This window comes from Sphingopyxis sp. NJF-3, from assembly GCF_053514865.1.
Genome location: NZ_CM130726.1, coordinates 1,100,004 through 1,113,016, shown reverse-complemented (window position 1 = coordinate 1,113,016; position 13,013 = coordinate 1,100,004). Strand labels below are relative to the sequence as shown.

11 protein-coding genes are annotated in these 13,013 nt (G+C 67.2%); 5 read left to right on the top strand and 6 right to left on the bottom strand.

Features of this window, described 5'->3' with window-relative positions; genetic code table 11:
• Positions 1–325: 325 nt before the first annotated feature.
• Positions 326–2,113, top strand: a complete 1,788-nt coding sequence (locus ACOTSS_RS05170) for a cation:proton antiporter domain-containing protein (RefSeq protein ID WP_448690460.1) — start codon at positions 326–328, stop codon at positions 2,111–2,113.
• A 7-nt stretch (positions 2,114–2,120) separates the two neighbouring features.
• On the opposite strand, the gene ACOTSS_RS05165 is transcribed toward ACOTSS_RS05170, so the two are convergent.
• A complete protein-coding gene (locus ACOTSS_RS05165) occupies positions 2,121–5,075 on the bottom strand; it encodes a M16 family metallopeptidase (protein WP_448690459.1) in 2,955 nt (984 codons plus the stop codon).
• 95 nt (positions 5,076–5,170) lie between these two features.
• On the opposite strand from ACOTSS_RS05165, the gene ACOTSS_RS05160 reads away from it, so the two are divergent.
• A complete protein-coding gene (locus ACOTSS_RS05160) occupies positions 5,171–6,025 on the top strand; it encodes a carbon-nitrogen hydrolase family protein (protein WP_448690458.1) in 855 nt (284 codons plus the stop codon).
• Between the two features lie 134 nt (positions 6,026–6,159).
• Here the strand turns inward: ACOTSS_RS05160 and ACOTSS_RS05155 are convergent, their stop codons facing one another.
• A complete protein-coding gene (locus tag ACOTSS_RS05155) occupies positions 6,160–6,396 on the bottom strand; it encodes a hypothetical protein (protein WP_448690457.1) in 237 nt (78 codons plus the stop codon).
• A 174-nt stretch (positions 6,397–6,570) separates the two neighbouring features.
• Positions 6,571–7,368, bottom strand: coding sequence for an NUDIX hydrolase (locus tag ACOTSS_RS05150; protein ID WP_448690456.1), 798 nt, complete (start codon positions 7,366–7,368; stop codon positions 6,571–6,573).
• Between the two features lie 101 nt (positions 7,369–7,469).
• Here ACOTSS_RS05150 and ACOTSS_RS05145 point away from each other — a divergent pair, with 101 nt between their 5' ends.
• From ACOTSS_RS05145 to dgcA, 3 genes are all read left to right on the top strand, one after another.
• Positions 7,470–8,084, top strand: coding sequence for a DUF4126 domain-containing protein (locus ACOTSS_RS05145; protein WP_448690455.1), 615 nt, complete (start codon positions 7,470–7,472; stop codon positions 8,082–8,084).
• Between the two features lie 324 nt (positions 8,085–8,408).
• Complete coding sequence (locus ACOTSS_RS05140; RefSeq protein WP_448690454.1) at positions 8,409–9,287, top strand: MurR/RpiR family transcriptional regulator; 879 nt, start codon at positions 8,409–8,411, stop codon at positions 9,285–9,287.
• Positions 9,288–9,502: 215 nt separating this feature from the next.
• Positions 9,503–10,489 (top strand): N-acetyl-D-Glu racemase DgcA, encoded by a 987-nt coding sequence (gene dgcA, locus ACOTSS_RS05135; RefSeq protein ID WP_448691292.1) that lies wholly within the window; start codon positions 9,503–9,505, stop codon positions 10,487–10,489.
• A 225-nt stretch (positions 10,490–10,714) separates the two neighbouring features.
• Here dgcA and ACOTSS_RS05130 read toward each other — a convergent pair whose 3' ends face one another.
• From ACOTSS_RS05130 to ACOTSS_RS05120, 3 genes are read right to left on the bottom strand one after another with little or no spacing between them, the layout of a single operon-like run.
• On the bottom strand, positions 10,715–11,560 hold the full coding sequence (locus ACOTSS_RS05130; RefSeq protein WP_448690453.1) for a hypothetical protein: 846 nt from the start codon (positions 11,558–11,560) through the stop codon (positions 10,715–10,717).
• Positions 11,557–12,525, bottom strand: coding sequence for a hypothetical protein (locus ACOTSS_RS05125; protein WP_448690452.1), 969 nt, complete (start codon positions 12,523–12,525; stop codon positions 11,557–11,559). Before ACOTSS_RS05125 ends, ACOTSS_RS05130 begins: the two co-directional genes overlap by 4 nt.
• The gene (locus ACOTSS_RS05120; RefSeq protein ID WP_448690451.1) at positions 12,522–13,007 is read right to left on the bottom strand and encodes a hypothetical protein; all 486 of its coding nucleotides are present in this window, start codon (positions 13,005–13,007) and stop codon (positions 12,522–12,524) included. Before ACOTSS_RS05120 ends, ACOTSS_RS05125 begins: the two co-directional genes overlap by 4 nt.
• Positions 13,008–13,013: the final 6 nt, after the last annotated feature.

Sequence of the window (13,013 nt, the reverse complement as noted above, 5' to 3'; positions counted from 1 at the left end):
GTGGAGCGCGAACACTTCCCTACCTTCGTCATCCCGGGCTTGACCCGGGATCCGCCTCTTATTTCAAGAGAGGCAGACCCCGGATCAAGCCCGGGGTGACGAGGAAAGAAATGTGACGTTCCGGTTGGCATTCTGTGATCCCTGGCGAAAGCCGGGGTCTACGAAGACATAATGAGGCCCAGACCGCATGGACCCCGGCTTTCGCCGGGGATCACATGTCCGCATCCGGCCGTTTCCAGCCTTCGCATGGCCATGCCATCCTCAAACAAGCGTTTTGATTGACAAAGGCATAGCCAAGCCCCGCCCCGCTCCCTAAGACCGTTTCATGTCCATCGAAACGGAAGCATCCAGCCTCAGCAACGCCCTCGTCGTGCTGGGAGCCGCGGGGATCGTGATCCCCGCCTTCGCGCGCTTCCGCATCACCCCGGTGATCGGCTTCATCCTCGTCGGCCTGCTCGTCGGCCCGTCGGGGCTCGGTGCGCTCGTCGGCGACTATCCGTGGCTGCGGCACATCACGATCCGATCGCCCGAGGACATCGCGCTGTTCGGGGAGTTCGGCATCATCCTGCTGCTCTTCTCGATCGGCCTCGAACTGTCGTTCCGGCGCCTCTGGCAACTGCGCAAGCTCGTTTTCGGCGTCGGCGCGGCCGAGCTGCTGATCAGTGGCGCGATACTCGGCGGCCTGCTCTACATGATCGGGACGCTGTCGCCGCCCGCGGCTTTCGGACTCGGCATCGCCCTCGCTCTCTCCTCGACCGCACTCGTCCTGCCGATCGCGGGGACCAAGTCGGCGGTCGGCCAGGCGTCCTTTTCGATGCTGTTGTTCGAGGATCTCGCGATCGTCCCGATCATCTTCGTCCTCGGCGCCTTCGCCCCCAGCGCGGGGGGCGACAATGCCGAACTGTTGCTGACGACCCTCTGGCAGGGCGCGCTCGTCGTCGCCGCGCTGGCGATCGGCGGGTGGTTCCTGCTGCCGCGCATCTTTGCCCAGGCGGCGCGCGCGAAGGACCCCGAACTATTTCTCGCCGCAAGCCTGCTCGTCGTGATCGTCGCCGCGCTGGCGACCGCAACGGTCGGCCTGTCGCCGATCGTCGGCGCGCTGCTCGCGGGACTGATGATCGCCGAGACCGAATATCATGGCGAGGTCGAGGCGATCACGGCGCCGTTCAAGGGGCTCGCGCTCGGGGTCTTCCTGATCAGCGTCGGCATGGGCCTCAACCTGAAGACGATCGCCGGGCAATGGCCCGCGCTGGTCGCCGCGGTCGTCGGGGTCGTCGCGATCAAGGCGATCGTGACCGCCATGATGCTGCGCTTTTCGGGATCCGCCAGCCGCGGCACCGCCGCCGAGGTCGGCCTGCTGATGGCAAGCCCGTCGGAAACCACCCTGATCGTGCTCGCCACCGCCTTCCAGGCACAGCTTATCAGCCGCCAGACCGCCGAATTCTGGCAACTTGTCACCGCGATCGGGCTGACCATCACCCCGCTGCTCGCGCGCATCGGCCACGACATCGCGCGGCGCATCGAAATGAGCAATGTCGAGGCAGAGGCCGACGATGCACCGCCGAAACGGACCGTCATCGTCGGCTTCGGCCGCGTCGGGCGCATCGTCGCCGAACTGCTGCGCGAGCATCAGCGGCCCTATATCGCCGTCGATGCAGACATCGACGCAGTGGCACAGGCGCGGCGCGACGGCTTCGTCGTCCGCTATGCCGATGTCGCGCGGCCCGGCAGCCTCGACAAGCTGGGGATCGAAAGCGCCGAGGCGGTCGTGCTGACGATGGACGATCCGGTACAGCAGCTGCGCATGACGCGCCAGCTCCGCCGCAAATATCCCGAACTGCCGATCATCTCGCGCGCGCGCGGCTCCGACCACGCCGCCGCGCTCTATCAGGCGGGAGCGACCGACGCGGTGCCCGAAACGCTCGAAAGCTCGCTGCAACTCGCCGAAGCCGTACTGATCGACCTCGGCGTCGCCATGGGGCCCGTGATCGCCTCGATCCACGACGTGCGCGCCAAGATGCGCCACGATATCATGACCAAAAGCCATCTCGACCGCGAACCGAGGATTCGCAGGGTGCGATCGACGCCGGCACCCGCGGGCGACGAGGGCTAAGCTTTCTTCAGCGCCCGCCCGCAGGCGCGGCCGGTGCAACATTCAGCGCCGCGGCGTCGGCGAGCGTCATGCCCTTGGGCAGGATCGCCAGCGACCATTGCCGAGCGGGCTGGAGATATTGCTTTGCGAGCCGTTGGATATCGGCAGGGGTGACCGCCATGATATCGTCCTGGACCGACAGCGCCGCCGCGGCGATCCGCGGGTCGCGCGTCGCGCCCTCTAGCAGGTACATCCAGTAGACGTTGCCGGTCGAGGCGCGCGCGACCTGCTCGCGGATCGGGCCGGCGTTGCGCGCCAGCTCGTCGGCGGTCACCGGATTGGCGACAAGGTCGGCGGCGATCCCCTTTGCGATATCATAGAAGCGATCGACATCCTTCGGCGCCAGCAGGCTGCCGACGAGCAGATAGCCCCCGCTGTCGAAGCCGGTCGGCCAATGGCTGTCGACCACCGGGCCATAGCTCGCGCCCTGTTCGGCGCGCAGCCGGTCGAACAATCGGTCATTGAAGATCGCGGCGAGTACCTGAAGTCCCTGCTGGTCGCGCGGCGCGGCAAGACCTCCGCTCGTCGGCCAGGCGGTCATCGCCGCCGCCTGCCCTTTCTCGCCGCGATGATAGGCGAGTTCGGGCACCGTCACATGCCTGGCGAAGGCGACCTTCTGCCCACCCGGCGGCGCGAGCGGTTTGCGCGGCGGCAGCGCGCCGAGCGTGCTTGCCAGAATCTTCTTGTAGTCGACCGTCGAAAGATCGCCGAAAATCTGCACCTCGATCGGTCCGCTCGCAAGGCGCGGCGCCCAGAAGGCCTTGAAGGCCGCGGGAGTCAGCGCCTCGATCTCGGCGCGATCGGGCGGCGCCCAGCGCGTGTCGCCCCCGGACAGCCAGCCACGCAGGTTGCGGTCGAGCACGGCATTGGGGGTCGCGTCATTGAGATCGTAACCGGTCAGATAGCCGACGCGCAGCCGATCGACCGGCGCCGCGTCCCAGCGCGGGAAGGCGAGCTTCCCGGCGATCAGCTTCATCTGGTCGGCAAGGTCTGCGGGCTTGCTTTCGGCCGACAGTTCGAACGCGTCGTCGTCGACCGCGAAGTTGAGCTGGATCTGGCGGCCGTTGGTCAGCTGGTCGATCGCATTCTGGCCCCACGGCCCGATGCCGCTGGCGACGAGCGCATAGTCGCCGGTCCACAGAAGGTTCGGCGCGTCGGCGGCGACGCTGCGGTTGCCGCTGCCGAAACGGACGTTGACGCGGACCTTGCCGGGTTCTACCGGGTTGTTCGACACTAGCGCGGTGACGCCGTTGGCGAATTCGATCCGCTCGGCGCGCAATCCGCCGATCGTCGTGTTCGAGACAATCGTGCCCGGCGTGCCGATCGGCGGGAGCTGGCTGAAATCGGCCTTGATGGCGGCCAGCCGCTCATCCTTGATCGTCGCGGGGCGCGCGAGCGCAGCGAGCAGCGCACCGTCGCCACCCTCGACGGGGGTGGGCGTGGTGAGGACGAGGCGCGTCGCGGGCCCGGTGAAGATGGCGCGGCTGATATCGAGCATCACCTGCGGCGTCGCCGAAGCACGGATCGCCTTGAACATGTCGACCTGTGCCTGCGGGCTCGTCACCGTTTCGTTGATGTCGACCGCGCGGACGAGGTCGTCGGCGAGACGCGCGCCGGATTCGTTGCGGGCGTTCTCCAGTTCCTTTTGCAGAAACGCCTCGATCTCGTTCGCCTCGCGGTCGATGTCGGCCTGCGACGGCGGCGTCTTCATCGCGTCGGCGATGACGCCGCGCACGTCGGCAAGCGCGGCCTGCCAGTCGGTGAGCGGGACGATCTGCGCCATGGTGATGTCGGCGCTGCGGTTCATATATTCCTGCTCGACCGTCGCGACGAGATAGGAACCGCCGCTGCGCGCCCGATTTTCGAGCCGGCGATTCACCAGCGCGACGGCGAGGAACTCGAGATAGAGCCGGCGCGTGTTCTCGACCGTGTCGACGCGCCTGATCCATGGGCGGACCGTCGCAAGGGTCAGCGACAGCGGCTGGTTGGGTTCGACGATCGTGCGGGCGACGGGGGCCTTGGGGTCGGGCTTGCCGAAATCGGGCTGCTTCGGATTGGGGCCATCACCCTTCCAGTCGCCATAATATTTCTCGATCAGCCGCGCGAATTCGGCCGGATCGGCGTCGCCGACGATGACGACGACGGCGCGGTCGGGCCGGTACCAGCGGTCGTGGAACGCCGCGACGGCGCCGGCGCGCGCGGCGGTCAGCGATTCGATCGTGCCGATCGGCGAGCGATCGCCGAGCAACTGTCCCGCGAACAGGTGCGCCGAGGTCGCGTCGGCGATCCGCTTTTGCGGCCCGTCGGATTCGCGCAGTTCGGACAATACGACCCCGCGCTCCGCGGTCACCGCGGCCTCCGATATGCGCGGCTCGCGGACCATGCCGGCGAGCAATTTCATGCTTTCGTCGAGGCTCGCGGGCGTCACGCTCGGCAGGTCGAGCTGATAGACGGTCTGTGACGGTGTCGTCTGCGCGTTCGAATCGCTGCCGAAGGTCACGCCGAACCGCTGCCAGATGCGCTTCGCCTCCCCATCGGGGATATGCTCCGAGCCGCGAAAGGTCAGATGTTCGAGCAGGTGCGCAAAGCCGCGTTCCTTGTCGGTCTCGAACATCGATCCGACGTCCATACGGACCCGGATCGACACCTGTCCCGGCGGCACGCCATTGTTACGCACGGCATAGCGCAGACCGTTGGGAAGCTCGCCGAACTGCCAGCCGGCATCGCGCGGAATATCGCTGCCCTCGTAAAGCCAGCTGTCCGCCGCGGGTTTGAGCGAAGCGGGCGGCGCGGGCGCAGCCGGCGTCGCGGGAGTGACCTGCTGGGCCTCGGCAAGTGGCGGCGCGACCAGCAGGGCGAGAGCGGCGGCGGACAGGATCGAGCGGGCGAGACGCAGCGGCGCCGGCGCGGGGAGAATGGACATCGGCCGATCTTATCGCGTTCGAACCTTGCTGGCCACTGAACTATGGGCATCGGGAGGTGCTTGCGCGACGGATCGCATCTGCCTAGCGATGCGATATGGAAACCTCGGCGCAGCTTTCCCGCATCGCACTGGTCCAGATGACCAGCGGCGTCGACCCCGACGCGAATCTGGCGGCAATCGACCGCGCGCTCGCGGACGCGGCGGCGGACGGGGCCGCGATGGCGTTTCTGCCCGAAATGTCGCTGTTGCTCGATCGCGACCGCGAGCGATCCGCAGCGCATATCGCACGCGAAGCCGACAGCCCGTGGCCCGCGGCATTGCAGGATATGGCGCGCCGCCATGGTCTGTGGCTGCATTCGGGATCGATGCCGCTGCTCGCGGAAACCGGCGACCGGCGCGTCAACCGCAGCCATGTGATCGCCGCCGACGGCACGATCCGCGCGCGATACGACAAGATCCACATGTTCGATGTCGACCTGCCCACCGGCGAGCGCTGGAGCGAATCGGCGAGCTATGCCGGAGGCGATGCGCTGGCGGTGGTCGAAACGCCGGTCGGGATGCTCGGCCTCAGCGTCTGTTACGACCTGCGTTTTCCCGAGCTCTACAGGGCGCTGGTCGATCGCGGCGCCGAGTTGCTGGCAGTGCCCGCCGCCTTCACCGTCCCTACCGGCGAAGCCCACTGGCATGTCCTGCTGCGCGCGCGGGCGATCGAAACCGGCTGCCATGTCGTGGCGGCGGCGCAATGCGGCCTGCATGCCGATGGCCGCGCGACTTATGGCCATAGCCTCGTGGCCGATCCGTGGGGCGCGATAACGGTCGACGCCGGCGGCCGCGCCCAGGAATCCGGCTTCGTACTGGCTTTTGCGGAGGTCGACGCCGCCGCGGCCCAAAAGGCGCGCGCAGCCATTCCGCTCGCGCGCTCGCGGACGATCCGCAATATCGACCTGTAGCGCGGGCGAGCCTCGTCAAGCCGGCCCGCCCACCGTGCCAAGGCTCGCGCAGACTGGTAAATTCCCGAACACCAAACGCAAAAAGGGCCCCGGACAATGTCCGGAGCCCTCTGAAACTTGCGTGACCGCCGAATTTACGGGCTGGTCGGCGAGTCGTTGTTGTTGCCCGCCGCGATGACGATGCCGCCGATGATGGCGATGAGCGCCAGGAGGCCGATGAGCCAGCCCGAGCTGCCTTCGAGTTCGCTCTGGCCGTCAACACTCGACACAGCGCGAGCATCCGCAGCCACGGGAGCAGCCGAAGCCGCAACAGGTGCCGCAATCATCGAAGTGGCCGCGAGGGAGATCGCAGCTTTCTTGAGCAGATTCATCTTTTTCTCCATCCACTGGAACTTTAATCTTCTCGAATCGGACAGGAGAATCGCTTCCCCCGCTCGTTTCTGCAGGGCTCTTCTAGGCATGGTCGTCAACAATTGCAACGACTTTCGTCCTGTAGCGGCAACCCCGTCGAAAAACGACGATGCGGGAAATCTCCCGGCCCTCGCTTATCCGCGGCGAACGCGCTCGAAGGGTTCGCTGGTAACCGGATAGCCGAGATGCCCGGGGATGCAGAGATGCGATTCGCCGCCGCGTTCTTCGACCCACGGCGTCACCAGTTCAACCGGATGATCGGCGGCATGGATCGAAAATGCGTCGAAATCGTCGACTTGAGCGAGGCGCTCGAGGTTTCGCCGCGTGGGGAAGATGATCGACACCTCGCCGCGGTCGGCCATCGTCAGCGTATCGCGCGCGCTGGCCCAGAAAATATGACTGTGCTCAGCCGCCTCGACGGTCAACTCGTGCCCGTGCGGCGGCGCCGAGACCGCGTAGAATCGGGTGTCGAAGGTCCGCGCTTCCTTGAAATTCGGGCACCAGCGCGCGAAAGGGACCAGCGCGCCCAGCGTGAGCCGGTCGCCCCGCGCCGCCAATATGTCCGAAAGCGGATCGTCGGCGAGCAGCGCACGACGCACCTCGCCCGCGTCCGCTTCGGCAAGTGCCGGCCAGCCGACCGCCAGGCCCGTTTCCTCGAGCGTTTCGCGCAGCGCGGCCACGCGCGCCGCCCCTTCGACATCGCCCTCGGCAAAGCCGTGCCGCGCCGCGACCAGATAGTCGTCGGGGTCGATCCGCCCGCCCGGAAAGACGACCGCGCCGGCCGCGAACGCCATCGTCGTCGCGCGCTTCACCATCAGAATCTCGTCGGACCCGCCGCTCTCGGAGCGTCGCATGATCACCAGGGTCGCCGCGGGAATGGCGCCGGCGGGCAGCGTCGGCGCCGCATTCGTCTGCAAGCTGTTATCCGTCATGAGAAGAGCGATACCGGGCCTTCGCCCCCTTGTCATCCGGCCATTGCAGCGGCGCCGACGGCGGTGCAGGATGCCGTCAAAGCCACAGCCGGGAGCGGGCCATGGGAATCATCGAGATATTGGGGGTCGCGGGCAGCCTCAGCCTGCTCGCCGGGTGGCGGCTCTACCTGACCATCTTGGCGACAGGCATAGCGATGCATTTCGGATGGCTGCCGCTGCCCGAACATCTGAAGGCCCTGCAGATCCTCGCCAATCCGTGGGTGCTTGGCGTCGCTGCGATCGGCACATTTGCCGAATTCCTCGCCGACAAGGTCGCTTGGGTCGATTCGGTCTGGGACGGCATCCACGGCATCGTCCGGCCGCTGGGCGGCGCCTTGCTGGCGCTCGCGCTGGTCGATTCGTCCGACCCCGCGTGGCAGGTCGTCGCCTTCCTGCTCGGCGGCGGCGGCGCGCTGCTCAGCCACGGCGCCAAGGCGACGACGCGGGCGGTGGTCAACGTCAGCCCCGAACCCTACAGCAACGCCGTCGTATCAACCGGCGAGGATGTCGCGACGGGCGGGCTGCTCGCTCTCGCGATAGCCTATCCGCCGCTCGCCATCGTCATCGCGATCCTCCTCGCGATCGCCGCGGTGGTCGTGATCGTCGCGCTGCGCCGCCTGCTCCGCAACATCAAGGCGACGCTCAAGAAGGCGCTCGGCGACGCCGAGGCGAGCTGACCCTGTCCCGTTCAGGTTGAACCGCAGTCCGCCCGTCGAAGGGCGCCGATCGCCGGGAAGCGCCCTTCGACGAACTCGGCGCGGCGGCGCAAGGCGGCGCGCCCACCGCGGCGATGAATGCCCGCGCGAAAATTCCTCCACGAGCGGCGGCGTCCGCTCGGGCCGGGGATCCTGCAGCGGTCGATTCCCGCCGTCTTCAACCAGCCCTCGCCCGTCGGTGCCTTCGCCCGCCCCTCCCTTCGCCATGCCGGATCGGGGCACTTGCATTAGCTCTGCGTTATATTAATAACATCAACAGCATAATGTGTTCAATCGAGGATGAGGATGGCAGATCTTTTCGCAAGGCTCGAGGCCGAGAACGCGCAATATACGGCGGCGGAACGCCAGATTGCCCTGTTCCTGCTCAACAATCGCGAGTTGATCCCGTTCGAAACCGCGGCCTCGATCGCTTCGCGGCTTGACGTCAGCGCGGTGACGGTGGGGCGTTTCTGCCGGATGCTGGGCTTCAAGCATTTCCGGGAGCTCAAGGAGCAACTCCGCGCCTCTGCAAATCTGCCCTGGCTCCAAGGCTCCGATTTCCAGGAGTTCCTGTCCGATTTCAACGACAGCGACAAGCGCCGCAAGACGCTGGAACGCGAGATCGAATTGATGGTGGCCGTCTATGAGCGGTCGCAGAACAAGGTGTGGCGGGAGGCGGTCTCGCTGATCGCCAATGCGCACCACGTCCAGATCGCGGGCTTCCAGACCGAACGCGGAATCGCGGCGCTGCTCGCACACAATCTTCAATATGTCCGGGCGGGGGTCGAACTCGTCGACGGTTCCTCGGGACATTTCGCCGAGGTGCTGCTCGACGAGGGCGACGAGCGCTGCCTGATCATCGTCGACATCCGGCGCTATTCCCGCCAGTCGCGCCTGCTGGCCGAAAAGGCCCACGCGGCGCGAATCCCCATGGTCATCCTGACCGACACGCTGTGCGACTGGGCGCCCCGCCTGACGTCGCATGTGCTGACCGCCGACAGCGACGGAGCGCTGTTCTGGCAATCCTCGGTGCCGATGGTCGCTCTCATCAACCTGCTCGTCAACGATGTCGTCGGCCAAGGGGGCGGACACCAGGTCGAGGCGCGGCTCGACCGGGTCGGCCAGCTCTATGATGAATTCACCGGCTTCGTGCGCCCGTCGCGCGGCAAGGGCGCGGGGACGTGACGCGACTCGAAGGGGCCAACGGCACCTGCTTCGGCTGGTGACCTGACAGGCGCTCGCCGCCGCCTCCGAGGCGCAGGCTCCATCTTGGCAGGCGAACGCGCGATATGCGTACGCTTGCTTATTCTTGTTATAAAGATTACATATAAGTTTATAAGAAGTTTTTATGGCACGGTGAGCGGGACAGATCATCACAAATGAAGGAGCCTCTGTTGGCCATGCAACTCAATGTGATCGCAGAGGATATTCCGCTTCGCGAGCCGTTCCGCATTTCGCGGGTCGAATTCCATCACAGCCAGATTCTCGTCGCCGAGATTTCGGCCGACGGGCACGTCGGGCGGGGCGAATGCGAACCGCATGAATCGGATCCGGCGCTTCGCGACCTCGCGGTGGCGAACTTGCGCGCGCTTGCGCCGCGCATCGCCGCGGGTATCGATCGCGCCGGACTGGAACATCTCCTGCCTTCGGGGCCGCTGCGCAACGCGCTCGACTGCGCGCTGTGGGACCTCGAGGCCAAGCGTTCGGGGCGGACGGTCGCAGATATCGCTGGACTGCCCCGGCCGACAGCGCTGACCACCGTCTATACGCTGGGCATCGACACGCCGGCGGCGATGGCGCGAAAGGCGATCGAATTCGCGACTTGGCCCAGCCTCAAGATCAAGCTCGGCGGCAAGGACGCCAGCCTGGATCTCGAACGCGTCGCCGCGGTCCGGCGCGCGCGCGCCGATGCCGAGATCATCGTCGATGCGAACGGCGGCTGGACGTTTCCGATCCTAAAGCGCATGGCGCTTGCCCTTGCCGATCTCGACATCGCGCTGATCGAACAGCCGCTCGCGATCGGGGCCGACGCCGATCTCGCGGGCTATGACAGCCCGGTCCCGCTCTGCGCCGACGAATCCTGCCTCGATCGCAGTTCGCTTACGCATGTCGTGGGCCGCTATGCGTTCATCAACATCAAGCTCGACAAGACCGGCGGGCTTACCGAGGCGCTGGCGCTCGCCGCCGAAGCGCGCCGCGCCGGACTCGGGATCATGGTAGGGTGCATGACCGGAAGCTCGCTGGCGATGGCACCGGCGCACCTCGTGGCCCAGCAGGCGCGCTTCGTCGATCTCGACGGCCCAATGCTGATCGCGCGCGATCGCGACTGCGCGCTGCGTTACGAGAATGGAATCGTCCAGCCGCCGGAGCGTGCGCTCTGGGGTTGAGCTTCGACGGGTATCGCCGCCGCAACGCGACCGCGCTGGTCCGGTTGGCGGCGCGCGGCGTCGTCGCACCCGATGCGCCCGTCCGCGCGGCAAGAGCTGCGATCCGGGTGGTGCCTTTCTGCCAATCGGCATGATGTCCGCCGCGGCCTATGGCGACGAGGCAAGCCTGATCCGGCTCGCCGCAGTGCCCGCGATGCCACCGGGGTTTCCCTCGCCTGCCCCGGCTTAGCGAAGCCCCACCGCCATATTTTCCATGAGTTCGATCGCGAGTTGCGAGGCGACCTGTGAAGGACCGGGTTCGGGCGCGCTCGCGCGGACGAAGCCGCCGGGCCCGGCAACCAGCGGCTGCGGCGCGGGGCGCGGGCGTCCGTTGGTCATGAAATTGGCCAGCAGCCGGTCGGACCGCAGGTCGCGGACGTTGACGCGAAAGCTGACCCCGTCGGGCGCGCGGCTGTCGGGCGCCATGAGTATCTCGACCAGCCAGTCGGCCGATTGCGACAGCGCCTCCATTTCGAGGCCCTGGACATTGGCGCGCTCGCCCGCCCCGGCGTTGAGGCCCGCGCGCCGCATGATCATGTTGCGGTCGACGATCTGCGCGCCCCCCGCGCGCAGCGTCTGCTGGAAATTCTCCTCCATCTGCCACTGAACGGGCTCGGGCACGAGCTGCGCCCGCTTGCTGCGCACGCGCTTGGTCCCGGCGACCTCCTCGCTCTTTTCGCGCTTCAGGAGGTTGCGGTCGCGCACCGACACCGCGCCGGCGGGGCCACTCGTTTCCTCGACCACCTCGTTTTCCTTTTCGCTGACCATGCCGTCGCGGGTCAGGCGATCCTCATATTCCGAGGCCACTTCGTCGGAGAATTCCTGGTTCCACAGGATGACGATGCGCGGCGATCCTGCCTGCTGATAGGCGCTGCGAAAGCGGTGAAGGGCGACGAGCGCCGGGTCCGCGCGCGGAGGCGGCGGAGGCAGCGTTTCGGGCTGATTGGCGCGCATCTGGGCGGCCGCGGGCGTCGACAGCCCGGCCGCCGCCGCGGCGAGCAGCATAAGCGGTTTGGCGAACGGGTGGCTCAATTTGCAGTCCCTCCTCGAGGCGAATGGCATCCGCCCGGGTGGGCGGCCTCGTCGTGACCGGGGTGACAGCCCGAAGGACCGGAAGCAGGCGCCAACGGCACGACCGGCGGCGGCGCGAACGACGAGCCCAGCCCCATCATCAGATTGTTGAAGAACAGCGCGTCGTTCGCGCCCGAGGCCGCCTGCGCCGCCGCATCGCGCGCCGCCTGCTCCTGTGCCGCCTGTTCGGCGAGGGCCGCCTGATTGGCGTCCGACATCGACATCCGCTTGGCATCGGCGCTGGCGCGGGCCTGGCCGAAATCCAGTTCGGCGCTGCCGAACGCGCTATCCATCGCGCCAATGGCTGCGGCCCCGCCCTTCACTCCCCAGTCGACGACGGTTTCGCTCATGCTCATGCCCGTCGCCTGTTCGAGCTTGTGATCGCAATATTCCACCACCGTCGTCACGGCGGCGACGCACAGCGGCTCGGCGAAGACCGCGCCCGGTCCCGTTGTTCCCACGGTGGCCGCGGTGCAGCCGGCCGCGATCGCCGCACCGATGCACTGGTCGATGACCGCCGCCGCGCCCTTGCGCGCCGCGGCGCCGTAATTTCCCTGACTGATCTCGGTGCCCACCTCGTAGCCGGCTAAACCCACGTCGATCAGCGTCAGCCCGTCCCCGACCTTGTCGAAATATCCGTTCACCCGCTTCACGTCGCGAGCGATGGTCGCGGAGGGATTGGGACTGGCCCCCGCCCCCGCGCCGTTGAAGATCGTCTGCGTCGCGCGGAGCGTATGCTCGCCCGCGTCCTGGAGGCCATAGGCCTCCTTCTTTTCCGCCGCGGCGGGTGGGGTAGCGGTCGGGGAGGCCGGTGCCGCGACGCCAGCGGACGGAGTCGGCGGCGGCGCGCTTTGCGCCGCGGCGACGGCCGGCATCGCCGCCGCCGCAAGCAGGGCCGGCAACGCGAGGCGGGCCGCGCGCATCATTCGGTCCTCAATTCGACCAGATAAGCGGCGACCTTGCCCATGCCGATCGAGCGTTCCTGATAGACGCTCGTTGCGCGCGGCGGGAGGAAGATCGTCTTCCACGCCGAAACGGGCTCGGTCGGGATCTGCGCGGCGTCCATGAAATTCGATCGCGCCTGGACGACCAGCGGCTTCTTGGTACAGTTCACCAGCCGCGCGGTGATCAGCAGCGTGTCGGCTTCGGTTCGCTGCGCCCACAGCCCCTCGACCACCACCTTGCGGGTCAGCGCCTTGTCGGTCATCTGGACGGCGTTGAGGTCGATCGGCGTCATCGCGCGCGGAATATTGGCGACCAGCGCCGGGCCGCCCGTGCTCTTTGCCCCGCGCGCGGCCGAGGTCTTGCATTTCAGCACCCGGTTTTCACGCGATTCGACCGATACGGTGGCGACCAGCGAGGTCGCCAGCAGGGCCGCGAGCGCGCAGGAACGTGTGGCGTTCAGCATATCGAG